The 24,613-nt window shown below is 60.4% G+C and carries 20 protein-coding genes and 1 riboswitch; of the genes, 12 read left to right on the forward strand and 8 right to left on the reverse strand.

Translation table 11 applies throughout. The annotated features are described in order from the left end of the window. Positions 1–26 precede the first annotated feature (26 nt). The 4 genes from JQR87_RS02565 to JQR87_RS02580 form a co-directional block, all read right to left on the reverse strand. On the reverse strand, positions 27–911 hold the full coding sequence (locus tag JQR87_RS02565) for a metal ABC transporter ATPase (RefSeq protein ID WP_407292883.1): 885 nt from the start codon (positions 909–911) through the stop codon (positions 27–29). 38 nt (positions 912–949) lie between these two features. Continuing rightward, on the reverse strand, positions 950–1,762 hold the full coding sequence (locus JQR87_RS02570) for an aldo/keto reductase (protein WP_407292881.1): 813 nt from the start codon (positions 1,760–1,762) through the stop codon (positions 950–952). Continuing rightward, positions 1,762–2,934: an NAD(P)/FAD-dependent oxidoreductase gene (locus JQR87_RS02575; protein WP_407292879.1), complete on the reverse strand. Its 1,173-nt coding sequence runs from the start codon at positions 2,932–2,934 to the stop codon at positions 1,762–1,764. Before JQR87_RS02575 ends, JQR87_RS02570 begins: the two co-directional genes overlap by 1 nt. Before the next feature lie 68 nt (positions 2,935–3,002). Next, a complete protein-coding gene (locus JQR87_RS02580; protein WP_407292877.1) occupies positions 3,003–3,335 on the reverse strand; it encodes a DMT family transporter in 333 nt (110 codons plus the stop codon). Positions 3,336–3,479: 144 nt separating this feature from the next. On the opposite strand from JQR87_RS02580, the gene waaA reads away from it, so the two are divergent. Further along, complete coding sequence (gene waaA, locus JQR87_RS02585) at positions 3,480–4,748, forward strand: lipid IV(A) 3-deoxy-D-manno-octulosonic acid transferase (protein ID WP_407292875.1); 1,269 nt, start codon at positions 3,480–3,482, stop codon at positions 4,746–4,748. A 139-nt stretch (positions 4,749–4,887) separates the two neighbouring features. Here waaA and JQR87_RS02590 read toward each other — a convergent pair whose 3' ends face one another. Next, entirely contained in the window at positions 4,888–6,339 is a 1,452-nt protein-coding gene (locus tag JQR87_RS02590) for a TolC family outer membrane protein (protein WP_407292873.1), read from the reverse strand. 194 nt (positions 6,340–6,533) lie between these two features. Then, positions 6,534–6,640, forward strand: a riboswitch (TPP riboswitch). A 103-nt stretch (positions 6,641–6,743) separates the two neighbouring features. Here JQR87_RS02590 and thiC point away from each other — a divergent pair. Then, on the forward strand, positions 6,744–8,624 hold the full coding sequence (thiC, locus tag JQR87_RS02595) for a phosphomethylpyrimidine synthase ThiC (protein WP_407292871.1): 1,881 nt from the start codon (positions 6,744–6,746) through the stop codon (positions 8,622–8,624). 247 nt (positions 8,625–8,871) lie between these two features. On the opposite strand, the gene JQR87_RS02600 is transcribed toward thiC, so the two are convergent. Then, the gene (locus tag JQR87_RS02600) at positions 8,872–9,600 is read right to left on the reverse strand and encodes an RsiV family protein (protein ID WP_407292869.1); all 729 of its coding nucleotides are present in this window, start codon (positions 9,598–9,600) and stop codon (positions 8,872–8,874) included. A gap of 226 nt (positions 9,601–9,826) precedes the next feature. Between JQR87_RS02600 and JQR87_RS02605 the strand changes: the two genes are divergently transcribed. The 9 genes from JQR87_RS02605 to JQR87_RS02645 all read left to right on the forward strand — a co-directional run bounded on the left by JQR87_RS02605 (position 9,827) and on the right by JQR87_RS02645 (position 19,143). After that, a complete protein-coding gene (locus tag JQR87_RS02605) occupies positions 9,827–10,444 on the forward strand; it encodes an NUDIX domain-containing protein (protein WP_407292867.1) in 618 nt (205 codons plus the stop codon). Continuing rightward, positions 10,441–10,887, forward strand: coding sequence for a DUF1249 domain-containing protein (locus JQR87_RS02610; RefSeq protein WP_407292865.1), 447 nt, complete (start codon positions 10,441–10,443; stop codon positions 10,885–10,887). Before JQR87_RS02605 ends, JQR87_RS02610 begins: the two co-directional genes overlap by 4 nt. A gap of 151 nt (positions 10,888–11,038) precedes the next feature. Then, positions 11,039–11,854 (forward strand): 3',5'-cyclic-AMP phosphodiesterase, encoded by an 816-nt coding sequence (gene cpdA / locus JQR87_RS02615; RefSeq protein WP_407292863.1) that lies wholly within the window; start codon positions 11,039–11,041, stop codon positions 11,852–11,854. 106 nt (positions 11,855–11,960) lie between these two features. After that, complete coding sequence (locus JQR87_RS02620) at positions 11,961–12,578, forward strand: YqiA/YcfP family alpha/beta fold hydrolase (RefSeq protein ID WP_407292862.1); 618 nt, start codon at positions 11,961–11,963, stop codon at positions 12,576–12,578. A gap of 18 nt (positions 12,579–12,596) precedes the next feature. After that, on the forward strand, positions 12,597–14,483 hold the full coding sequence (gene parE, locus JQR87_RS02625) for a DNA topoisomerase IV subunit B (RefSeq protein ID WP_407292861.1): 1,887 nt from the start codon (positions 12,597–12,599) through the stop codon (positions 14,481–14,483). Further along, the gene (locus JQR87_RS02630) at positions 14,480–15,460 is read left to right on the forward strand and encodes an esterase-like activity of phytase family protein (RefSeq protein WP_407292859.1); all 981 of its coding nucleotides are present in this window, start codon (positions 14,480–14,482) and stop codon (positions 15,458–15,460) included. Before parE ends, JQR87_RS02630 begins: the two co-directional genes overlap by 4 nt. Continuing rightward, positions 15,457–15,984, forward strand: a complete 528-nt coding sequence (locus tag JQR87_RS02635) for a retropepsin-like aspartic protease family protein (RefSeq protein ID WP_407292857.1) — start codon at positions 15,457–15,459, stop codon at positions 15,982–15,984. The genes JQR87_RS02630 and JQR87_RS02635 overlap by 4 nt, the downstream gene beginning before the upstream one ends. Continuing rightward, positions 15,981–18,239, forward strand: coding sequence for a DNA topoisomerase IV subunit A (parC, locus tag JQR87_RS02640; RefSeq protein WP_407292855.1), 2,259 nt, complete (start codon positions 15,981–15,983; stop codon positions 18,237–18,239). The genes JQR87_RS02635 and parC overlap by 4 nt, the downstream gene beginning before the upstream one ends. 214 nt (positions 18,240–18,453) lie before the next feature. Next, positions 18,454–19,143, forward strand: a complete 690-nt coding sequence (locus JQR87_RS02645; RefSeq protein WP_407292854.1) for a PqiC family protein — start codon at positions 18,454–18,456, stop codon at positions 19,141–19,143. Between the two features lie 160 nt (positions 19,144–19,303). Here JQR87_RS02645 and JQR87_RS02650 read toward each other — a convergent pair whose 3' ends face one another. Beyond that, positions 19,304–20,848, reverse strand: a complete 1,545-nt coding sequence (locus JQR87_RS02650; RefSeq protein ID WP_407292852.1) for an AhpA/YtjB family protein — start codon at positions 20,846–20,848, stop codon at positions 19,304–19,306. 200 nt (positions 20,849–21,048) lie between these two features. Here JQR87_RS02650 and serB point away from each other — a divergent pair, with 200 nt between their 5' ends. After that, entirely contained in the window at positions 21,049–22,263 is a 1,215-nt protein-coding gene (gene serB / locus JQR87_RS02655; protein WP_407292850.1) for a phosphoserine phosphatase SerB, read from the forward strand. Between the two features lie 234 nt (positions 22,264–22,497). Here the strand turns inward: serB and JQR87_RS02660 are convergent, their stop codons facing one another. Next, the gene (locus JQR87_RS02660) at positions 22,498–24,564 is read right to left on the reverse strand and encodes an EAL domain-containing response regulator (protein WP_407292848.1); all 2,067 of its coding nucleotides are present in this window, start codon (positions 24,562–24,564) and stop codon (positions 22,498–22,500) included. Between the last annotated feature and the right edge of the window lie 49 nt (positions 24,565–24,613).

Raw genomic sequence — 24,613 nt, forward strand, 5'->3', positions numbered from 1 at the left:
CCGGCTGGGCGCGACTGCGGGCGCAACTAACCTGATTCCGCCACGGGCATGGTTTTGATCCAGTCACGCCAGCTGATCCGCTCCTCTCGCACGACCCATTCGTCCTGACCCGCAAAGCTTTCCGAAAGCCATAGCCCGCGTGTGCTGGCAGGCACCGGCTGGCCTTTGCGCAAGGTGAACAATGCCGGAGTCGGCCGGCCCTGCAAGAGGGGAACCAGATAGAGGTTGGGTCGGCTGCGTGACAGCTCGGCGACCAGCTTGCCGTCCTGCAGACGCTCATCCACATGGAACAGGCTGAGCTCTCGGGTTTCTTTCGGCAGTTCGAGCTGCATGTCATAGACCAGTTGCAAGGACGCCGTTGGCAGATGGACATAGGCCCGGGGTTGCTCGATCAACGTCATCTGACCGCATTGGATCGGCTGTGCTGAGCCGGGCACGGAGGTCAGGTTGAAGTGTACGGCCTCTCGATAGCGCAGGCTGCTTTGATAGGGTGTTGGCAGCCAGGTATCACCGAAACGACCTGCCAGCCAGCCTTCGGGCGTTTCCAGCAGGCATTCTTCAGCGACTTCCTGAATCGCTGTCAGCAAGGGCAGGCTTAGCTCATGGGCTGGGACATAGCCGGAAATCAGTTTGAGCACCACGTCGCCTCGGTCCTGACGTTGCTGGCGCACCAGCACCCAATACTCCTGCCCCTGCCAGCAGAGCGTCAGGCGCACCGAGACGCCCAGGTTTGCCAGTTCGACATCGAAGCGGCTCGGATCTGTCACGGCTACCGGTCGGCGACGTTCGAGCATTTCGCTGAAATTCAGCGGACGCCCCAGGCTCTGGTAGCGCAAACCTTCTGGACTGGCTTCGACAAGCAGCGGCAGCGTCTTGAAGGTCGGATTCTTACGGATCAGCACGCGCGGCATTCGGCTCCTCCTGGCAGTAGGCGGCCGTTTGGCCGTGTTTATTGTTGTTGGGTTAAAACGGATGCGGCGACACGCACGTTATCTGACAAGTGTTGCGGGTTGATGGTGCCAATGATGGCCGCGCCCACGCCTGGATGGCCGAACAGCAGCTCAAAGCTGAGTCGGACGGGGTCCTGATCCGGCTTCAGGCAAACATGGCCGCTGGCGAGCGCCTTCTTGATCAGAATGCCCTTGACATGGGTATGAGCGTAGTCAAGCACAGGCCGTTCAGCTTGCTCGTTGAGGTTGTAGGTCACCATGGCGCAGTCACCCTTCTCGAGGGCGAACAATCCGCCATCGACTGTCTTACCCGACAGGCCGTAGCCAAGAATTTTGCCCTCGCGCTTGAGATCAGCGAGCGTTTCGTAGACGCCGCTGTGCTGCAGGATCTCCAGGTCGCGCCCGTCTGAGTGCACCAGCACCAGTTCGATACGATCGGTTCTTAGCCGGCTGAGGCTGCGCTCGACGGAGGAACGGGTATGAGCAGGCGAAAAATCGAAATGCGATTGACCGTCGACGAACTCTTCGCCGACCTTGCTGACAACCACCCAATGGTCGCGCTGCCCTTGCAGTAGTGGGCCCAAGCGCTCTTCGCTGACGCCGTAGGCGGGTGCGGTGTCGATCAGGTTGATACCGAGGTCTCGCGCTAGATCGAGCAACTGGCGCGCTTGGTTGTCGTCGGGAATGCTGAAGCCGTTGGGGTATTTCACGCCCTGATCCCGGCCCAGCTTGACCGTGCCCAGGCCCAGTGGCGACACATTCAGGCCGGTACTGCCCAGCGGGCGGTGCAAAGAGTGCAGAGTCGTTTCCATCAGACCAATCCTTCCCAGAACGGCCCGGTAATCGCAGGGCGCGGCAGTTCAGGCAGTTGCACCAGTTGTTGCGGTTGAATGCCGTCTCGGATCAACGCGGCTTCGACGCGATCGGCGAAGTCCGGCGATAACGCCAGCTTGGTCGGCCAGCCAACCAGCAGGCGACCCTGCTCTGCAAGAAAGGCGTTATCCGGCCTGGCCAGTGCTGACTGGGCCGGCTCTGCGCGGTCGATGCGCAGCGTTGCCCATTGCGCAGCGGACAGGTCGATCCAAGGCACCAGTTCGGCCAGCTCTTTCTTCGCTGCGGCAATCTGCGCGGCCTCGTCGCGTGCGACCCCGCCTGCTTCTGCCAGTTCACCGCCCAGATACCAGACCCATTGGCCTTCTTCAGTGGGGTGGCTGGTCACGGTGATGCGCGGTTTGGAGCCGCCGCCCAGGCAATGCGCGTAGAGCGGCTTCAATGTAGGCGCCTTGGCGATGACCATGTGCAACGGACGTTTTTGCATGGCCGGCTGGGCGAGACCCAGCGCGCTCAGCAGTTCGGCATTGCCCGCACCGGCCGTCAGCACAATGCGTTGGGCTCGGATTGAGCGACCGTCGACGGTCAGCCCGGTCAGCTCGCCATTTTCCCTAAGTGGCTCGATTCGATCGGCTTTGAGCAGACCTGGACCCGACAGCTCCGCGAGTCGATGGATCAGGCTGGGCACGTCCAGCACCAGTTCGCTAAGGCGATAAACCCTGCCTTTGAAGCGTGGGTCCTGAAGCGCTGGGGGCAAATCGCTCCCTTTCACCTGACCGACACGTGACCGCACGGCTTTACTGGCGAAGAAGCTGGTGAGGTTGCCGGTCAGCGTGCCTGGCGACCAGAGATAGTGAGCGTCCGATAACAGGCGTACGCCGGAGAGGTCCAACTCGCCGCTGCCGGCAAGCGCCTCGCGCCAACGTCGCGGCATGTCGGCGATGGCTTCCGATGCGCCGGTGAGGGCGCCGCTCAAGGCGTACTTGGTGCCGCCGTGGATGATGCCCTGTGACTTGACGCTTTGACCGCCGCCAAGCACACCCTTGTCCACCAGCAGCGTCGAATAGCCCAGCCGGCGTAAGCGGGCGTTCAGCCACAGACCAGCGACTCCGCCGCCTACGATCAGGACATCGGTGCTCAGTGAATCGGACATGGGCCGGCCTCTTGGTGAAATCGAGCGCGCAGTATAACCGCTCAACCATCGGCATCAGCCTATCCGGCTCAGTGCCCCGTGCTGTGGGAAAACAACTGGATCACCACGACGCCGGCCACGATCAGCGCCATGCCAAGCACCGCCGGCAGGTCGAGCTTTTGCTGATATAGGACCGCTGCGGCAATGCTCACCAGGACGATGCCAAGGCCAGCCCATATGGCATAGGCGATTCCCACGGGTATGGTCTTTACCACCAGCGCGAGCATCCAGAATGAAAGGCTGTAGCCAGCGACCACGAGAAATAGGGGAAGCGGGCGACTGAAACCGGCGAGCGACTTCATGGATGTGGTGGCGATCACCTCTGCGGTAATGGCGATGGCGAGATAGATATAGCCAATCATACGGACTCCGGTTGCGTGCAGTGCCGACGAACGCTGCGTTCATTCGGCTCCCGCGGTGCGGGCAAGTTCGGCGTAACGGTAACGGATTTCGCTTCAAGCTTCGTTGTGGCCGTTGCGTCCGCCCCTTTGCTAAGCTCCGCGCCCATGAATCGTGCCCTCTATACCTTGCTGTTCCATCTCGCTTTGCCGCTGGTGGTGGTTCGTCTGTTCTGGCGCGCCCGTCGAGCACCGGCTTATCGGACACGCATGGGCGAGCGTTTTGCTGTCGGACTGCCGGACTTCAAACCGGGTGGCATCTGGGTGCATGCGGTGTCGGTCGGCGAGAGTATTGCTGCGGCGCCAATGATTCGAGCGATCAGGGAGCGCTATCCCCAACTACCCATTACCGTGACATGCATGACGCCGACCGGCTCCGAGCGCATCAAGGCGCTGTTTGGCGACACGGTACAGCACTGCTACCTGCCCTACGATCTGCCGTGGGCAGCATCGCGCTTTCTGCAATGCTTGCGACCAACGCTCGCGGTTGTGATGGAAACCGAGTTATGGCCGAACCACATTCACCAGTGCGCGCTTCGCGGCATCCCGGTCGCGCTGGCTAATGCTCGCCTGTCTGAACGTTCAGCTCGGGGCTATGGCCGCTTTTCCCGGTTGACCAAGCCAATGCTGGCCGAGCTGGCCCTGATCGCCGCGCAGACCGAAGCTGAGGCCGCACGCTTTCGGCAGCTTGGCGCCCGTGACCAATGTGTGCAGGTCACCGGTTCGATCAAGTTCGATCTGAGTATTGACCCGGCGCTGCCTGAGCGCGCCTCGCAGCTCCGCCAGCAGTGGAGTGCCGTGTCGCGACCGGTCTGGATCGGCGCAAGCACCCATACAGGCGAGGACGAAATTCTGCTTGCAGCGCATCGGCTGATTCTGGCTGAGCAGCCCGATGCGCTGTTGATCCTCGTACCGCGCCATCCCGAGCGCTTTCGCTCGGTTCATGAGCTTTGCACCAAGCAGGGTTTCAGCACGGTTCGCCGATCGCTACAGGAGCAGCCGGAGGCTGGTACTCAAGTGGTGCTTGGCGACACCATGGGTGAGTTGCTGTTTCTGTTCGCGTTAGCCGACGTCGCGTTTGTTGGTGGCAGCCTGGTGCCGACTGGCGGGCACAACCTGCTCGAACCAGCCGCGCTGGGCAAGCCCGTCGTGACGGGACCGCACCTGTTCAACTTTCTCGATATCGCAGCGCAACTGCGCGATGCCGGTGCGCTTGCCGAAATAACCAATGCACCTGAACTGGCATCTGCGATAGAGGCGTTCTGGACCGATCCCGAGCGCACTGCGCAAGCCCGCAGCGCAGGCTTGATGGTGCTAAAGAACAATCAGGGCGCACTAGGGCGTCTGCTGCAGGGGCTGGGAGCGTTGCTCGCCTGACGCCATCAGCTTGTTATCAGCTCCGGCGCCCCAGGAATACGCTTTGTGGTCGTGACTGATGTCGATTTCGGCCAGGCTTGTTGCAGGCCTGGCGAGCCCTCTAAAGATGCTGTTCCGTCTAACGCCTCCCCGGGGTCAGCTACTCGATGCGCACTGGGCGGGCGAAGTTCTCGGACAGATCCGGCGGTAAAAAATCAGTGTCCGGGTTGTAGTCCGTTTTCAGGTAACGCTGCAGGTCTTCCAGGTCACCGGGGTTGAGGGTGCCTGCGGCCTGTTTCAGGCGCAGGCTGTCGATGATGTAGTCGTAGCGGGCGTTGTTGTAGTCACGCACCGAAGCGAACAGGCGGCGCTGCGTGTCGAGCACGTCGACGATGTTGCGAGTTCCGACCTGGTAGCCGATGTCGGTGGCTTCCAGCGCGCTCTGATTGGAGACGATCGACTGCCGTCGTGCCTGTACCTGCTCGACATCGGTAATTACAGCCCGATACAGGTTGCGCGTGGTTTCGACAACCTGACGGCGCAGGCTTTCTCGCTGTTGCTCGGTCTGGGTGAGCTGGTGGAAGGCTTCGCGGCGTTGTGAGCTGATCAGCCCGCCGCTGTAAAGCGGGATGTTCAGCTGCAGTCCAATGCTGCGCTGCTCCACATCCCCGGTGTAGCGGGGGATGCCGGTCACGGTTTCGCTACCCGTGTTGGTGAAACCCAAACTGTCATTGTCACCCTTGCTGTAGCGCGCCACAGCGTCGAGGGTTGGTGCATGCCCGGCACGGCGTTGACGCAACGTTTCTTCAGCTGCGTTGACTGCCTGGTTACTGGCCAGCAGGTCTAGGTTCTGCTGCGTAGCGGTGTTGACCCAGGCGCTGGCGTCATTGGGGATGGGCGGCAACACCGGCAAGCTGTGCTCGATGCCTTCAAGGGCCAGGTATTCGCGGTTGGTCAACGTCGACAACGCCTGGAACGCATCGGCTACCTGCCGTTGCGTGAGCAGTCGGTTGGCACGCGCCGTATCGAAGCCCGCCTGAGCTTCGAGTACATCGGTACGGTCGGATAGGCCAACCTCAAAGCGCTCGTTGGCCTGATCGAGCTGACGCTGGAAAGCCGACTCCTCGGCCTTGGCCGCGGCCAGATTGTCCTGGGCGCGCAATACGGCGAAGTAGGCTTGCGCCGTGAGGCGAATCAGGTCCTGCTCGGCGATCGAATACTCCAGCGCGGCCTGTTCGCTGATGGCTTCGGCTGCCTGTAGCTGGAACCAGCGTTCCGGACGAAAAATCGGTTGGCTGAGGGTCGCCTGGTAGACAGTGCCGCTGCGTGACAGTGAGCGTGAACCCATGGATGTATCGACGTCGGTGCGCGTATCGCTGAGCTCCGCGCCACCGCTGAGGTTCGGTAGCAGGCCGGCTCGGGCCTGGGGCACGACTTCCTGAATGGCTTTGAACTGAGCGCGCGCTGCAGCGAGGTCGGCGTTGTTTTCTACCGCCTGTCGGTAGACGCTGACCAGATCGGTTCGAGCGGAAAGCGGAGGCGCTGTCTGTGCCCAAGTCAGCCCGGGCGAGGCGGCGGTCACGGCGAGTGCCAGCGTGAGTCTGCGCAGCATGTGCGTCTTTCCCTGAAGCAAAGTGATGGGCAAGGCTATGCGCGGCCATGCGGGCGGTCAAGGCGCATGAGCACGGTGTCTGGAGCCTCGCCGAAGGCGATCAGGTTACCGGGCGGGTGGGATGGCCGTGACCCGGCGGTCGCCACTATGGCTATCGGCATGGTATTCCCCGCCACTCTTGATTAGACTCGGCTCCGTTCTTGTCGGGGTGCCTTGAAGCGAAGGCTGAGATCGGAAAGTTCCGGATCCCGTTGAACCTGATCAGGTTAAGGCCTGCGTAGGGAACAAGATGTGCTCGCTAGTCGTTCGGCCAGCTCTCTCGGCGCCAGTCCCGGCGCGCCCCGATGCCCTTTTCCCGCTGTGTTTTTCAGGTTCACTCCGACAACTTTCGAGGAGCCAGCCTGATGCGTGCAGAACAACAAAACCTGAGTGAATCGGCCCAGGTCGACCAGCAATCGATCCAGCCTTTCCCGCGTTCCCAGAAAATCTATGTACAGGGTTCACGCCCCGACATCCGGGTGCCGATGCGGGAGATCAGTCTCGACGTGACCCCAACCGATTTCGGCGGTGAGATCAACGCGCCCGTACTGGTGTACGACACATCCGGCCCCTACACCGACCCGAACGTACAGATAGATGTACGGAAGGGCCTGGCCGATGTGCGTTCGGCCTGGATCGACGACCGTGGCGACACCGAACTGCTCGACGGTCTGACCTCGCAGTTCGGCCAGCAGCGTCTGGCCGATGCCGAGCTAACCAAGATGCGCTTCGCCCACGTGCGCAACCCTCGCCGCGCCAAGCCCGGCAAGAACGTCAGCCAGATGCACTACGCGCGTCAGGGCATCATTACGCCCGAGATGGAATTCGTCGCCATCCGCGAAAATATGAAGCTGCAGGAAGCGCGCGCGGCGGGTCTGCTAACCGAGCAGCATGGCGGGCAGAGCTTCGGTGCCTCGATTCCGAAGGAAATCACCGCCGAATTCGTGCGTGACGAAGTGGCCCGCGGCCGCGCCATCATCCCCGCCAACATCAACCACACCGAGCTGGAGCCGATGATCATCGGCCGCAACTTCCTGGTGAAGATCAACGGCAACATCGGCAACTCGGCGCTGGGTTCGTCGATTGAAGAGGAAGTGGCCAAGCTGACCTGGGGCATCCGCTGGGGCTCGGATACCGTGATGGACCTGTCCACCGGCAAGCATATCCACGAAACCCGCGAATGGATCATCCGCAACTCGCCGGTTCCGATTGGTACCGTGCCGATCTATCAGGCGCTGGAAAAGGTCAACGGCGTCGCCGAAGACCTGACCTGGGAGTTATTCCGCGACACGCTGATCGAGCAGGCCGAGCAGGGCGTGGACTATTTCACTATCCACGCCGGCGTGCTGTTGCGTTACGTGCCGCTGACCGCCAAGCGCGTCACCGGCATCGTCTCACGCGGCGGCTCGATCATGGCCAAATGGTGCCTGGCGCATCACCAGGAGAACTTCCTTTACACGCATTTCGACGAGATCTGCGAAATCATGAAGGCCTACGACGTCAGCTTCTCGCTCGGCGATGGCCTGCGCCCCGGCTCGATCGCCGATGCCAACGACGCCGCCCAATTCGGCGAGCTGGAAACCCTAGGCGAACTGACCAAAATCGCCTGGAAGCATGACGTGCAGTGCATGATCGAAGGCCCCGGCCATGTGCCGATGCAGATGATCAAGGAAAACATGGACAAGCAGCTGGAGTGCTGCGACGAGGCGCCGTTCTACACCCTTGGGCCGCTGACCACCGACATCGCCCCGGGCTACGACCACATCACCAGTGGCATCGGTGCGGCGATGATCGGCTGGTTCGGTTGCGCCATGCTTTGCTACGTCACGCCAAAGGAGCACCTGGGCTTGCCGAACAAAGATGACGTCAAGACCGGCATCATCACCTACAAGATCGCTGCACACGCCGCGGACCTCGCCAAGGGCCACCCGGGCGCGCAGATCCGTGACAACGCGCTGTCCAAGGCGCGGTTCGAGTTCCGCTGGGAGGATCAGTTCAACCTCGGCCTTGACCCGGACACAGCGCGGGCTTTCCATGACGAGACCCTGCCGAAGGATTCGGCCAAGGTGGCCCACTTTTGCTCGATGTGTGGGCCAAAGTTCTGTTCGATGAAGATCACGCAGGAAGTGCGGGAGTACGCTGCCGACAATGGCCTGACCGATGAACAAAAAGCCATCGAAGCCGGCTTCAAGGAGCAATCCTCGCGGTTCAAGGATGAAGGTTCGGTGATCTACAAGCAGGTGTAGTGTTCGGCGACTTCAGTGTCGCAGGGAGGGCGGCGCTCCGCCGTGTTTGGGCTCGGCGGAGCGCTGCAGCGTGATCCTCCTCTCGTCCAAAGGATGACGGCGCATCGTGGAAACGCTGCGCCGTCATACCGGCTTCGCCTAGATGGCAACCGTAGGCGGCAAAATTGCCAAGCCTTTCCCGGTCATTGAGTCCTCCCACCTTGCCGCCTCTCCGGCTGGCTGCCGGTGTTAAGCCGCTTTTTAACGGCTAGGGCAGAAACGCCGGTTTCAATATCCCACTGAGCTCGTTGTACGGGATTTCCAGCTCTGGATGACCGCTGGAATATGGTGCGATGCTATAAACGTCGTATTTGAGCAAGATATTGTCGCGCAGCAATGCGACGTTTGATGTTTGCTGGAACGGCCACTGGCGGCTGAAAGCCGCGTCGTGTTCGTTGGCGAGTAGCCATTGCTGGTGCGCTTTCGCTGCGACGCGCCAGAACGCGCCTTCCTTGCCTGGCAGCAGTACATCGGCGAGCTTAAGCTCCCGGTCCTGCTCTCGGTCAAAGTTGATGAAGCCGCGCCCGGGCATACCGTGAGCGCCGCCAGTGTGGAGATAGCTCGATAGCTCGACCACCAGCATCGAACCATGTTGTTCGCGCAGCTTGGCTTGCAGGTAGCTGATCCATCCCGGTTCAGCGTCTTGCAGGAATGCCTGTTGATAACCCTCAAGTGATGGCGGGACTTGCGCATCCGGGGTGTTGACGGTCATCTCACGCAACCGCTGGTCGATCAGCGCGTTCAGCACGGGCTCGTTTTCGAACAGCTGAGTATCTATGTTCACCAATGGGCAGCTATCGTCTTGTTCAGGGCAGCCGGCCTGGCGTTGCTCGCTGAGAATCTGCCGAACCTTGACGGGTGACTCGCCGCCGAGGTGTTGGCAGCCGCTAATGATCAGGCTGAACGCTGCAACGGCGATGAAGTTGCGGATTGGCATCAATGCATGGGCTCCTGAGGCGGCTTCAGTGCGGGTTCGAGTGCATGAACGGTGCGAAGTTCGAGATTGGCAGTTGGGCATCATGCATCATGCGAGTGGTCTGCAAAGGGCTGCGCCTGAGCAAACGGCGCGCTAGGATGGCAATAGATAAACCGCTCACGTCGTGACGGTTGCAGCCTTTTCCGGCGCCGACAGGTGCGGGACTAAACCGATATGTGAGTAGTTCATGAACGATATTTTCAAAGCCGGCGCAGACGATGTCGAGATCATTAGCCGCGAGCGCTGCTTCAGTGGCTTCTACAACCTTGACCGGTTTCGGCTCCGCCATCGTCTGTTTCGAGGCGGCATGGGCGCCGAAATCGAGCGCGAACTGTTCGTAAGGCACGATGCAGTCTGCGTTCTTCCTTATGATCCGCAGCGCGACGAGGTGGTGCTGGTCGAGCAGTTTCGTATGGGTGCCATGGCTCAGGGCGACAATCCCTGGTTGGTGGAAACGGTGGCTGGTTTGATTGACAAGGACGAGCAGCCTGAAGAAGTGGCACGCCGGGAATCGATTGAGGAAGCGGGCCTGGAGCTCGGCGAGCTTTGGCCGGTGTCTGTCTATTATCCATCGCCCGGTGGTAGTACAGAGCGCATCCATCTTTACGTCGGGCGCTGCAGCAGCGTCGGGGCGGGCGGTGTGTTCGGGCTGGAAGAGGAGGGTGAGGATATCCGTGCGGCTGTGTGGTCTCTTGATAGTGCATTGGAGGCGCTGCGCGACGGTCGAATCGATAACGCGGCTACGATCATCGCCTTGCAGTGGCTGGCCTTGAACCGCAGCGAGATCAGGGAGGCATGGACATGAGGCGAACCCGCGAGCGATACCGCGTCGATCTGCTGGAGCTGCAGGCGGCCTGTGAAGCGAACTATCTGCGTCTGATGCGCTTGCTGCCGGACATGCGCAACCACCCGGATACGCGCCGAATCGCCATGAGCCAGGGGGACCGGCTGCTCGGTGTGCTTGTGCTGACTGTAACCGAGAGTTGCCCGTACACCACCACCGTCCATATCAGCCAGCAGGACTGCCTGCCCTGGTTACCGGTGCCGCAAATGGACGTGCGGGTGTATCACGATGCGCGTATGGCTGAAGTGATCGGTGCGGAGAACGCTCGTCGGTTCCGCGGCATTTACAGCTATCCCAACGCTCAGATGCACCAGCCTGACGAAAAAAATCAGCTCAATCTGTTCCTCGGGGAGTGGCTTGGCCATTGCCTGGCATGTGGCCACGAGCTGGAATCCGTTCTGTGAGGGGGCAGCGGCCGCCGGAAGCGATGTCATGTCGCTATATGCGGTGAACTGCTCCTAAGTAGTTCTGTGATGCATGCCCGCATCGCGCAGTTTACCCGTGCGGCTCTCAGCCACCATAATTCTTCTGCGATTTCGCCAAAGGAGACGGGTCTTGGCTGCTGCGCCGCACATTGTTGATAACGACTCGGTTTTGCTCGTACAACTGACCGATAGCCACCTGTTTGCCGAAACGGGCGGCAAGCTGTTGGGCATGGATACGGCTGAGAGTCTGCAGCGTGTCGTTGACCTAGTCCTTGAAGAACAGCCTCGCATCGACCTGATGCTGGCGACGGGCGATCTTTCCCAAGACGGCTCTCTTTCCTCCTATCAACGTTTCCGGCAGTTGTCCGCGCGTATCGATGCGCCGGCACGTTGGTGCCCCGGCAACCATGATGAGCTGCCGAGCATGCAGGAGGTGACCCGGGGCACCGAGATGATGGGTCCGGTACTCGATATCGGTGCGTGGCGGGTCATCATGCTCGACACTCTGGTGCCTGGTGCGGTGTTCGGTATGCTCGCCGACGAACAACTGGCGTTGCTCGAACAGGCGTTGCAGGCGGCTCCGGAGCGTCACCATCTCGTCTGCTTGCATCATCACCCGGTCACCATCGGCAGCAAATGGATGGACAGCATCGGCCTTCACAACCGTGATGCGCTGTTTGGCGTTCTCGATCGCTTCACTTGTGTTCGGGCCATCCTATGGGGCCATATCCACCAGGAGTTTGACTCCATCCGTGCTGGGGTTCGACTCTTGGCAACCCCTTCAACAGGCGTGCAGTTTGCTCCTGGCAGTGAGGACTTCCAGGTAGACAATCTGGCGCCGGGTTATCGTTGGCTGCGCCTGCATGGCAACGGAACGCTCGAAACCGGTGTTTCTCGCGTTGTCGGGACCAGTTTCGAAGTGGATTACACGATTAAAGGCTACTGATACTGGCGCTTAAGGCTGATGCGGTAGGGATCTGCTCAGCGCGTGGCTTGCGGCAAGCGCGGCTGGCCTAGTAGCCTTTCCGTCTTTTGCCAGGCAGCGATTCAGCATGACCCGCGCACAGCCCACCATTGTTTACATGCACGGCCTCAACAGCTCGCCGCTGTCTCAGAAAGCCAGCCAGCTCACCGCTGCGTTGACCCGCATCGACTTGAGTGCATCGCTTCGAGTGCCTGCGCTGCGCCACCATCCACGCCAGGCTATCGCTCAGCTCGAGAAAGACATCGCGGAGCTAGGCAGGCCATTGCTGGTCGGGAGCTCCCTCGGCGGATACTATGCAACGCATCTTGCCGAGCGCCATGGGCTCAAGGCGCTGCTGATCAATCCGGCTGTTACGCCTCATCGTCGTTTCGACGGTTATCTGGGCCAGCAGACCAACCTTTACACCGGTGAAGTCTGGCAACTGACTCAAGACCATGTCGCGGCCTTGGCTGAGATGGAAACGCCCCCGCCACAGAGCCCCGAGCGCTATCAGGTCTGGTTGCAGACCGGGGACGAAACGCTTGACTACCGAGATGCGGCCGACTTTTACAAAGGCTGCGCGGTGCGGATACAGGCAGGCGGAGATCACGGCTTTCAAGGCTTTTCCGAGCGGCTTCCCGCTCTGCTGGCGTTTGCCGGGTTTGATCCAGACCTTTTCGCAGACGTCGATTTTTCCGATTTATAAGGACATCACGAGACGCACATGTCTTACACCGCAGAAGCCATTGAAGTCCTCTCCGGCCTGGATCCGGTGCGCAAGCGTCCGGGCATGTACACCGATACCTCACGACCCAACCATCTTGCGCAGGAAGTCATCGACAACAGTGTCGACGAAGCTTTGGCGGGTCATGCCAGTTCGGTACAAGTTATCCTGCATCAGGACAATTCCCTCCAGGTGATCGACGACGGTCGCGGTATGCCCGTCGACATTCATCCGGAAGAGGGCGTGTCGGGCGTCGAGTTGATCCTGACCAAGCTCCACGCAGGGGGTAAGTTCTCGAACAAGAACTACCAGTTTTCCGGCGGCTTGCACGGCGTGGGTATCTCGGTAGTCAACGCGCTATCGACTCGAGTCGAAGTGACGGTCAAACGTGACGGCAACGAGTACCGCATGGCCTTCGTCGATGGCTTCAAGGCTAGCGAACTGGACGTAATTGGCACGGTCGGCAAGCGCAACACCGGCACCAGCGTGCACTTCTGGGCCGACCCTAAGTATTTTGATACTCCGAAATTTTCCATTAGCCGCCTCAAGCATGTGCTCAAGGCCAAGGCAGTACTGTGTCCGGGCCTCAATGTCAGCTTCGAGGACAAGAGCACCGGGGAGAAGGTCGAATGGCACTATGAGGATGGCCTGCGCTCTTACCTTGTCGATGCGGTTAGTGAATTCGCCCGCCTGCCTGACGAGCCTTTCTGCGGCAGCCTGGCTGGAAACAAGGAAGCTGTTGACTGGGCCTTGTTGTGGCTGCCAGATGGCGGCGACAGCGTGCAGGAAAGCTATGTCAACCTGATCCCGACAGCCCAGGGCGGCACTCACGTCAATGGGCTGCGTCAGGGGTTGCTGGATGCCATGCGCGAGTTTTGCGAGTTTCGCAACCTGCTGCCGCGCGGCGTCAAGCTGGCACCGGAAGACGTCTGGGAGCGGATTGCTTTTGTGCTTTCGACGAAAATGCAGGAGCCACAGTTTTCCGGCCAGACGAAGGAGCGGCTGTCCTCGCGCGAGGCGGCCGCATTCGTGTCGGGTGTTGCAAAGGACGCCTTCAGCCTCTGGCTCAACGCGCACCCGGAGCTCGGGATGCAGCTGGCCGAGTTGGCCATCAGCAACGCCGGCCGGCGGCTCAAAGCCAGCAAAAAAGTCGAGCGCAAGCGTATCACCCAGGGCCCGGCCCTGCCCGGCAAACTGGCGGATTGCGCGGGGCAAGATCCGGCGCGCTCGGAACTGTTCCTGGTAGAGGGTGATTCAGCGGGCGGTTCGGCCAAGCAAGCGCGCGACAAGGAATTCCAGGCGATCATGCCGCTGCGTGGCAAAATTCTGAACACCTGGGAAGTAGACGGTGGCGAGGTCCTCGCTAGCCAGGAAGTGCATGACATCGCTGTCGCGATCGGCGTCGATCCTGGGGCTGCCGACATGACCCAACTGCGCTACGGCAAGATCTGCATTCTCGCTGACGCTGACTCCGATGGTTTGCATATCGCGACGCTGCTGTGCGCGCTGTTTGTCCGTCATTTCCGCCCGTTGGTCGAGGCAGGGCACGTCTATGTGGCGATGCCACCGCTTTACCGCATCGATCTAGGCAAAGATATCTTCTATGCGCTGGACGAAGCCGAGCGCGACGGCATTCTGGATCGTTTGACTGCGGACAAACGTCGCGGTAAACCTCAGGTCACCCGATTCAAGGGGCTTGGCGAAATGAACCCCCCACAGTTGCGTGAAACGACCATGGACCCCAATACACGCCGGCTGGTGCAGCTGACCTTGGGCGACTTCGACGGCACGCGAGAAATCATGGACATGTTATTGGCCAAGAAGCGCGCAGGTGATCGCAAGAGCTGGCTGGAATCGAAGGGTAATCTCGCCGAGGTGCTGATTTGAACGTCCGTTGGGTTGCACTTCTGGCGGCGTTGGCCGCTCCGGTGTGGGCAGCCGAGGCGCCAGAGCTGAAGTTGGTCAGCGAACACCCGGTCGAGGGCATCACGGCGGGCAATCTATCCGGGCTGGCCTGGTGTGGCGACGCCCTGTACGCCGTGTCGGATCGTGAAGACAACGTCTTGTATCGGCTCGATGCCAGCGAGACGGTCTGGCGAGCTGAAGCAGAACGGTTCGAGCTGCCGCCCATTCCGAATACAGGGCTGTCCTGGGGCGTTCGGATGCGGTCTATTATCACAGGCATGCTGCGGGGCGGAGAGATGGACTTCGAAGGTCTCAGCTGCGATAGCCTGGGCAACCGCTACCTGGTCAGCGAGGCGCATGCAGCCGTACTGAAGGTGAGTCCGGCAGGCAATGCCGAGTGGCTGAATTTGCCGGCTGGATTGGTCCGACAGGCTCGCGCGAGTGGCATGCTTCTCAAGTTCAATGCCATGTTCGAAGGCATCACCGTGGATCCTGAGGCCAATCGCCTGTGGCTGGCTGCCGAACACAGTCGTCGTGGTTTGATGGTGATGCATCGCAAGCAGAGCGCCTGGCGTTGTACCGGCGGCTGCGTATTGTTGGCCGAAGGAGGGCGGGCGTCGCCGCCGTCACCTCTTGGCGGGCTTGATCAGCCTCTCAGGTTTTCCGGTCTGGCCTTCTACAACGATAAGCTCTATACCCTCGAGCCTGTTCCACACCAGGTCTGTCGACGCAACGCCTCTTCGGGTCACAGCGAAGCCTGCTGGTCCTATGCGGCCACTGCCCTGGCAGACTCACGCCGCTACGACACGCCATTCGGGAATGCTGAAGCCTTGTGGGTTGATTCTGAGGGTGCCTGGATAGGAATCGACAACAACCAGCTCACGCGCGCCGATGGGGAAAAGCGCCCAGTCGTCTGGCGCTTTGCTGCACCCAAGGGTGGTTGGGGTGCGAAGCAGTGACACAGCCTGCTGGACGTCGCGCCGGGCGTGTAATGCTCGTGCTGGCTTGGGGTGCCGGGCTGCTGCTGGCCACACAGTTCTTTGGAGAGTGGGAGCAGAGTCGCTTTAATCCCAATCGCGAACCGGTTTCGGTCATCAAGGGCGAGCAGATCGAGGTGCAGCTCGAGGGCAATGTACAGGGGCATTTCGTTGCTGATGGTCGCATCAATGACCAGAAGGTGACCTTTCTGCTGGATACCGGCGCCACCGATGTCGCTATACCCGCAGAACTTGGGGACCGCCTTGGCTTGCCCCGCGGAGCACCGATAACGCTGCAAACTGCTAATGGCCAGACCACTGGCTACCGAACCGTCCTCGGCAGCCTTAGCCTTGGCGACATCCTCTTGCACGACGTGCGTGCCATCGTGGCGCCCGGCTTTGATGGCGGGCAGGTTCTGCTTGGCATGAGTGCTTTGAAACAACTCGAATTTACCCAGCGCGCCGGCACCCTAGTGCTGCGCCAACATGCCACGGATCGACCATGAGTGAAATTCTCGACCTGAGCCTGGACGGTGTGGAACGCCGTTCGCTTGCCGATTTTACAGAGCAGGCTTACCTAAATTACTCAATGTACGTGATCATGGATCGCGCGCTGCCCCACATCGGTGATGGGCTCAAGCCAGTTCAGCGCCGCATCATCTATGCCATGAGCGAGCTGGGCTTGAATGCCGATGCCAAGCACAAGAAGTCGGCGCGTACCGTCGGCGACGTGCTCGGTAAGTTTCACCCGCACGGGGATTCGGCCTGCTATGAAGCCATGGTCCTGATGGCGCAGCCGTTCAGCTATCGCTATACGCTCGTCGATGGTCAAGGCAACTGGGGCGCGCCGGACGATCCCAAGTCCTTCGCTGCCATGCGTTACACCGAGGCACGGTTGTCACGGTACTCCGAGGTGCTGCTGTCCGAGCTTGGGCAGGGTACGGTCGACTGGGTGCCGAACTTCGATGGCACACTCGACGAGCCAGCAACTCTGCCGGCTCGCCTGCCTAACTTGCTGCTCAACGGCACTACCGGTATCGCTGTAGGGATGGCTACAGACGTGCCGCCGCACAACCTGCGGGAAGTCGCGGCGGCATGTGTGCGCTTGCTGGACGATCCCAAGACCACTGTTGAGCAGCTTTGTGAGCACGTGCAGGGGCCTGACTACCCAACCGAGGCGGAGATTGTCACGCCGCGTGCTGATCTGCTGAAGATCTACGAGACCGGTCGAGGCTCTGTTCGGATGCGTGCTGTCTACCGTATCGAAGACGGCGACATTGTCGTGACTGCGTTGCCGCACCAGGTATCCGGTTCAAAGGTGCTGGAGCAAATTGCCAGCCAGATGCAGGCCAAGAAGCTGCCGATGGTGGCGGATCTGCGCGACGAGTCTGATCATGAGAACCCTTGCCGGATCGTCATCATTCCACGTTCGAACCGAGTCGATGCGGACGAGCTGATGCAGCACCTGTTTGCTACCACCGAGCTGGAGTCGAGCTATAGGGTCAACACCAACGTTATTGGTCTCGACGGTCGCCCGCAGGTCAAGAACCTTCAGGTGCTGCTCAGCGAATGGTTGACCTATCGCATCGGCACGGTGCGCCGGAGGCTGCAGTTCCGGCTGGACAAAGTGGAAAGACGCCTTCATTTGTTAGAAGGTTTGCTGGTCGCGTTCCTGAATCTCGACGAGGTGATTCACATCATCCGTACCGAGGATCAGCCGAAACCGGTGCTGATGGCGCGGTTCGAGCTGTCGGAGCTACAGGCGGACTACATCCTCGACACCCGCCTGCGTCAGCTGGCGCGGCTGGAGGAGATGAAAATCCGCGGCGAGCAGGATGAGCTGGCCAAGGAGCGTGAGAAGTTGCTGGCGTTGCTCGGCAGCGAAGCGAAGCTGAAGAAGCTGGTGCGCAAGGAGCTGATCGCTGACGCTGAAACCTACGGTGACGACCGCCGTTCGCCCATCGTAGCGCGCGCCGAAGCTCGCGCCCTGTCGGAGAACGAACTGCTACCCTCCGAGCCCGTCACCGTCGTGATCTCGGAAAAGGGATGGGCGCGTTGCGCCAAGGGTCACGATATTGATGCGACCGGTCTCTCTTACAAAGCAGGAGATGGCTTCCGCGCTGCCGCGGTGGGCCGCTCCAACCAGTACGCCGTGTTCATCGACTCCACCGGACGAAGTTATTCCCTGGCAGCCCATTCTCTGCCCTCGGCTCGCGGGCAGGGCGAACCCTTGACTGGGCGTCTTACGCCTCCACCTGGCGCCAGCTTCGAGTGTGTATTGCTGCCCGAAGATGAGGCGCTGTACGTGATTGCATCGGACGCTGGCTACGGTTTCGTCGTTAAGGGCGAGGATCTGCAGGCAAAAAGCAAGGCTGGAAAGACACTGTTGTCGTTGCCTGCCGGTGCACGGGTGGTGCTGCCTCGGCCGTTGAAAAACCGAGACCAGGACTGGCTGGCAGCGGTTACAACCGAGGGGCGCCTGCTGGTCTTCCCGGTGCGCGACCTGCCGCAGCTGGGTAAGGGTAAAGGCAACAAGATCATTGGCATCCCGGGCGATCGTGTTGCGAGCCGGGAAGAGTATCTGACGGACCTGGCGGTGTTGCCAGAAGGAGCAACGCTGGTCTTGCAGGCCGGCAAGCGTACGTTGTCGCTCAAGGCTGACGACCTGGAACACTACAAGGGCGAACGTGGGCGCCGCGGTAACAAGCTGCCTCGTGGATTCCAGCGAGTCGATGCTCTGCTGGTCGAGGCAGGCAACTGAACAGGACGAAGACCTGAAGCTGGCTTCTGCTGTTCGTTTCGCGGAAGATAGCGGCCTCCGAAAAATCCGGTTGGTGATGCCTTGGGCTTTTTTGCTTGGCGGCATCGCTGGCCAAGACAAAACGGCACGGAGCAGGCGTAAACGATGGTTGTAGTGGGCAGAGGCTCACCGGCTTCCCGCAGCGTCTGAGTACCGTGCAAAGGTAGAGACGAACGTGCAGCGCTTCACAACGGTTTTGCTACTAGCCTGTGTCAGCTTGACGGGCTGTGTCACCCAGCCCGTGCCGATGTATCGACTCGACAACGGTACGTTGGATATGCCTGAGCAAACGGCCAATGGGGCCGCTGTGCTGCTGCGGCCGGTCAAACTGGCCGACTACCTGCAGCGCGACGGTTTGCTCCAGCGCCTACCTGATGGAAGTCTGTCTGTAGACGGTCAGCGCGCCCGGTGGGCGGGTGATCTGCAGGGCGACATCAATCAGTTATTGCTGCGCCAACTGGCGTGGCGGTTGAAGACGCAGAGTCTGGAGTTGAGCCCTGGTAGCAAGGGTTTCGAGCCGGATGTGCAGATCGAGGTGGAGATCACTCGCCTGGATTCCGGTCCCCAGCACCCTGCTGTTCTTGAAGCGCAGTGGCGCCTATTGGACAAGCAGGGTAAACGTCAGAGCAGCCGTCTGGTTCGTCTGCAGGAAGAACATCAGGGCAGTGCAACCGATCAAGTGCGCGCGCAAAGTGTGCTACTGCAACGGCTAAGCGAAATGATGTCGAGCGCGGTCGAGCCGATGATGGTGGCCAAGACGCGCACCAAACAAAGCGTGAGCAAGAGGCCGAGCGAGCCGCAGCCCGCACCGGCTATTCCTGCAGCGGACCCCATCAGAACCGATCTGGAAGTGTTTCGCTTCTAAGGTGGCTGACGTAACCATCTCCGTTGAGCAGCGAGCCGCATCCTGCAGGCTAAGCGTGCTGTTCAACTGATTACCAAGTCGGCCCTGTCTCAGACAATTCTCTGCAGCAAGCGCCTGCGATAAGAGCTTCGCGCAGGCGTCATGTGCCGATTGGCAACTCTTAGCTGCGGGCGCGTAATTCGTGCATGCGGGCCAGCTGGCGCTCGAGTAGCGAGGGGTAGGGCTCGAGTAGCCGCTCAACGCAGCAAGCGCCGGCTGGGCTGGCGATTGGGCGAATGCGTGCGCGCTGGCGAATTAGGTTGTCGTCGCCAATTCCGCGCTCAACCAGCAGCAGGTTGCGGCTGTGCTGAGACATTGCCAGTGCCGCCTGTGCTGGCTCGCTGAGCAGAAGGTCGCCTTGGCTGAGGTCATACAATCCTTCGCCCTGCGTAAGCCCCAGCTGCAGTTGCAGCGTGATGCCGCTATCAGCAACTTCAATCTGCAGTGCGTGCCCGAGTGCGCGCATCAACTCGCCGCAGCAGAGCGCATGCGTCAGGTAGTTCTGCTCATCGTCCTGGCTGTGGAACAGCATCAGGCTGCTGCCGTCGTTAAGTGTATGCAGCTCGGCCTGGTACAGGGTAGCTGCCTGTTGCAAGCAATCGCTGTAGCGCTGCAGCAGCTCGGTCAGCCTTGTGCGTGGCAGGCGGCGCAGCTGCTCCTGGGCGCCGAGCTGAATAGCCAGCACGCCAGTTTTACCTGCGACGACCGGCTCTATGGGTTTGGCATTCACCGCCACCGGGCCTGGCTGCGGCTTGGTTTCTTCGAACGGCGGATCGTCATCGAAGTCGTCTTCATCGTATGCCGCGCGGCGCTGGTCCGTGGTGGCCAGCTCGTCCTCGGTATCGACGAGATAGTCGCCAAGGTCAACTTCAGAGCGGTCATAGTCTTGCACCGGCGCAGCGGCAGGCACATCGAAATGGGCCGAGTAGAGGTCCTGCATGCTGTCGTCCAGTTCGATCTCCGGCTCGACTACTTCAGGGACTAGGCGCGCCTGAAGCTGGCGCGCCAGATCGCCGATCTCGTCTTGCCGGCCGGCACCGGGCGCCGGGTCGTCCGGGTCGCGCAGCCATAGGCGTAACTGCATCAAGGGAAGCGAAAGCTGGCGCCCCAGCCGCATGCTCAGCGTCAAGGTAAGGGCGAGCAATATCAGGCTGAGCAGGCCCATGCTCTGCAGGCTGATGGTCATGGGCTGCTGGAACTGCTTCATATCAAGGCTGATACGCAGATGCCCGGCGATTACCTCTTGAAAGCTGATCGGCGTGGAGTAAAGGCCCTCCTCGTCGCCCAGCAGATTCCGCTGTGGACGTGCGCCTGATTCCGCTAGCACGCGGTTGTCAACGCTATAGATGGCCGCATGCGCCACCAGAGGGTTTTTCACCAGATTACTGAGCAGTACATTGAGACTGAGAATGTCATTCGCCACCAGCAGATCTGTGGCTGAGGCAGAGGTCTGGGTGATAAGGCTCTGGCCAAGTGCATCGGCCTGCTGCTGCATCGCATGCTTGAACTGCATTCCCATGACCCAGGCGTAGATGATCAACGCCAGAGCGACGAGCAGCAGGGTATGACTGGCTATTCGCAAAACCAGCGGAACACGTCGCTGGCGCAATGCACGATAGATCAGCAAGAAAAAATTGTCGGGCTTGACGGATGCGGGCCGGTTCACAGAGCGCGGCTCTACTCTTGAGGAAGGTGGCGCGCAGTATACGGAAAGCGCTGTGGGGGCTAAAGGTCGCTTGGTCATTGCAGACGAATTGCTGAGATGCAGGCAGGGCTATGTGGAGCTGAGCCGAGTGGATCGCGATAGCGTTCAGTGGCAGGCCTGCTGTTATAGAATGCCCGTCGTCTTTGCATAGGAGCTGCGCCTTGCGCGAAATCGTCCTGATCAACATTACTGGGGAAGACCGCCCTGGGCTGACCGCGGCAATCACCGGCGTGCTCGCCCAAGGTGGTGTGAATATATTGGATATCGGTCAGGCCGTGATCCATGACACCTTGTCGTTTGGCATTCTGGTGGAGATACCCGATACCGAGCGGGCCTCGTCCGTGCTCAAGGATGTGTTGTTCATGGGGTACAAGCATGACCAGCAGGTTCGCTTCACGCCTGTGGCGGAAGCGGATTACCAGCAGTGGGTAGCAGGGCAGGGCAAACCTCGACACATCGTCACCTTGCTGACCCGCAAGGTTACTGCCGAGCAGTTGCAGAGGGTCAGCTCGATCACCGCCAAGTATGGCTTGAACATAGACCACATCGACCGCCTTTCGGGTCGCCAGCCACTGGATGTGCCGGTCGATCTAGGCAAGGGGTGCATCGAGTTCTCGGTTCGAGGCGAGCCTGCCGACACTGCGGCGCTGCGTGCCGAATTCTTGAGCGTGGCGCAGGAGCTCAACGTCGACATCGCTTTCCAGCGTGACTCGGTATTTCGCCGCAATCGCAGACTGGCGGTTTTCGATATGGATTCAACACTGATCGAGGCGGAAGTCATCGATGAGCTGGCTAAGGTGGCTGGTGTTGGCGAGCAGGTTTCAGAGATCACCGAGCGAGCGATGCGCGGCGAGCTGGACTTTCGCGCAAGTTTCCGCGAACGCCTGGCATTGCTCGAAGGCTTGGAAGAGCGGGCGCTGGCGGAGGTGGGCGCCCAACTCAGGCTCACCGAAGGCGCCGAGCTGCTTTTCGCTGAGTTGAAGCGCCTCGGTTATAAGACCGCGATTTTGTCGGGCGGCTTCACCTATTTCGCCAGACAGCTGCAAGCCAAACTGGGCATCGATTACGTCTATGCCAATGAGCTGGAAATTGTCGATGGCAAGCTTACGGGGGTCGCCCAGGAGCCGATCGTCGACGCGCAACGTAAGGCCGACCTTCTGCGCGAGCTGGCTGAGCGAGAAGGCTTGCGTCTTGAACAGACCATTGCCGTTGGTGACGGCGCCAATGACTTGCCGATGCTCGGGTTGGCAGGCCTGGGGGTCGCCTTCCGTGCCAAGCCGCTGGTCAAACAGTCAGCCAAACAAGCGATTTCGACCTTGGGCTTGGACGGAATCCTTTACCTGCTTGGCTTCCGGGACCGAGAAGGAACGGAATAGGCTGGCTGGACGCATGATCGACCTACCCGGCGCGGCTCTTGGCCTTCGGCATGTCGAGCAGTCAGCTATTCGTTCAGCGCAATGTCTGAGCTGTCCGTAGGTTACAAAGTCCGGTTTCGGCGGCTGTTGAGGTTACCAGTCGCCGACCATCACCGCGGATACGGCGCTTAGGCTGCACTGGTGCGTGTAGCGGTCCACAGGGATGCGATGAGGGCTGTCGGCCTGGACAAGTGGTCAATCGTCCTCGGACGAGAAGTTGTAGTCCATGGACTGGCTCGGGCCTTGCAGATATTGCCCCTGGATATAGCCGACCCCAGCCTGCCAAAGCGTGGCCAATACGGTTGCACTGTCTACGAAGGGGACGATGGTCTGCTTGGCCTGTTCATGGAGCTCCGCTAGCACTTGCTTCAGCGCCTCTTGGTTCTCCTGACGGCTCAGGTCCTGAGTGTAGGAGCCATCGATCTTCACGAAGTCGGCATTGAGGTGCTTGAGCGTGTTTAGCGGATTCAGGACGCAGCCGAACTGGCTTAGCGCGATACGGCATCCCAGCCCGGCAAGCCCCTGAGTGAGCGCCTTTGCCTGTCTCAGGTAAGCGACGGCGTCCTGCTCGTCGAGCTGGAATATCAGCGAATCGGTTGGCAGCTTTGAGGCCTTGAAGGCCACCCCGAGCCAGCCAAGCAGTGACGGATCCTGCAGGCTGGAGCTCGATAGGTTGACCATCAGCCGTGTGCTGTGGCCTTTGCTGCGGTGTTCGGCGAGGAGCTTGATCGAGTTGAGGAGTACCCAGCGATCGATCTTGGTGGCCAGCCCCGCCTCCTTCGCTGCGTCGAGAAATTCGCCAGGCGGTACTTCCGCGCCTTCTGGATCGAGCAGGCGCAGAAGAACCTCGTAGTGTTCGTGGCTATCGCCGCGCAGGCTGATGATCGGTTGAAACAACAGGCGAAAGCTGTTCTTTTCCAGAGCCTGCTGCAACATGGCGAGCACGTTGCCGCGGCTTGCAGCCGCTGCCAGTTCACGAGCCGGATCGTAGATTCGAATTGCGTTCCCGTCGGTCAGTTCTTCGGCGCAACGGTGGGCACGGTCGACCACATCCCGAGCTTTCACAGTCTTCTCGTCCAGGGCGGCAACACCAATGCTCAGGCTTGTCTGAACGGTGCGGCCACCGATGTCGAACAGGTGTCCTTCGACCTTGCGCAGTAGTTCTGTCAACGGTTGCTCGAGTTGCTGTGGTGCGGCCTCGGCCATCAGAACCGCGAAAGCATCGTCACCGAACCGGGCCAACTCGGCTTTGTCCTGGAACTGTGCGCGCAGCAATTGCGCGAGTTCCGCCAGTAGACGATCCGAGTCACCCAGGCCGATTTCTGCCTGGAGACTGGCAAAGCGGTCGATCCGAATGTATGCAAGGCTGGAGCCCTCGCCGGCATTTACGGCGCGCTCGACCGCGCCATCCAGCGATTCGAGGAAGTGGTTTCGGTTGTACAGACCTGTCACCATATCCTGGCTACTGATCTCACGCAGTTTTTCCAGTTCGGCATTATCGTTTTCTGGGCGAATGACCGCCTGGATGCAAGGCTCTCCGTCGTAGCTAGCTGGAGAAAAATGCATGCTCGCCTTGAAAGTGCTGCCATCGGCCCGGATTCCGCCACATTGCAGCTCAGCGTTTCCCTGAAGGCTTTGATAGTTCTTTAGAAAACTCTTGAACTCGCCCTGATCGCAGGAGGCGATCAGGTCAATCATAGGCATCCCTTCGAGCTCATCGACGTCTTCGTAGCCAAAGAGCTGAAGATAGGCGCGGTTGGCGAAGATATGCATGCCGTCATGGACGTAGGCGATGGCGTCTACCGAGCTTTCCAGTAGCAGTTGACAGCGTTTCTCGGCCTCACGAAGCGCCAGTTCCGCAGAGCGGCGTGCGCGGCGTTCTTCAAGGTTGGCCAGTTCTCTAGCGGCGACCAGAATCAACCATTCGTCCTCACCTTGCGGCACTGCGCTCTGAGCGCCCAGAGCGAGGGCTTCGGTGATGGCGTCGACGTCGTTGCCGTCGATCATTTGGATGATCGGAATATCCTTGCCTTGCTTGCGGATGGTGCTGATGGTTTCGCTAGGATCCAGATTGGCGCTCGTTGGTGCGTTGATCAGCAGATCCCAGGTTTGCTGGAGCACGTCCGCCAAGTCTTCGTCTGAGGTTAGACGATGAACGCGCGTCGCCTGGCCTGCATTGCGAAACAGGCTGACCAGTCGCTCAGCTTCATTCTGCGAATCTTCAAGGATCAGCAGGCGGATGGTTTTCTTTTGCGGGGCCATGGCAGCAGCTTTGAGACGCGCCTCAAAGGCACGTGAAGGCTAAAAAACG

Origin of the sequence: Stutzerimonas stutzeri (assembly GCF_051028275.1) — a bacterium.
Lineage (GTDB): Bacteria > Pseudomonadota > Gammaproteobacteria > Pseudomonadales > Pseudomonadaceae > Stutzerimonas > Stutzerimonas stutzeri_AS.